Annotated in this window: 1 protein-coding gene; it reads right to left on the reverse strand. The window is 49.4% G+C overall.

Annotated elements, in window-relative coordinates; translation table 11 throughout:
* Positions 1-318, reverse strand: a 318-nt coding sequence (locus QWI17_RS17380; RefSeq protein ID WP_302723790.1) for a cell division FtsA domain-containing protein, incomplete at both ends; no start/stop codon positions are given.

Here is a 318-nt window from a genome sequence, read left to right on the forward strand (position 1 = left end):
CTTCCGCACTGGCTAATTGCGCCAGCGCGCAAGCATATTTAATCTTAATATCTTCTGCGTGGGGAGTTGGCGTTCGCAATGCCATGGCAATATCATTGGTCACCTGATCACCGGCAATCGGGATCACCGCCGTATGACGAATCGCGCCACCGGTAAAGATGGCAATATCGGTGGTACCACCACCCATATCGACCATACACACGCCTAACTCTTTCTCATCTTCTGTCAGTACCGAATAGCTGGAAGCCAACTGTTCCAGTACTGAATTATCCACTGCCAGACCACAACGCTGTACACACTTTTCAATATTCTGTACTG

Origin of the sequence: Gilvimarinus gilvus, assembly GCF_030518155.1 — a bacterium.
GTDB lineage: Bacteria > Pseudomonadota > Gammaproteobacteria > Pseudomonadales > Cellvibrionaceae > Gilvimarinus > Gilvimarinus gilvus.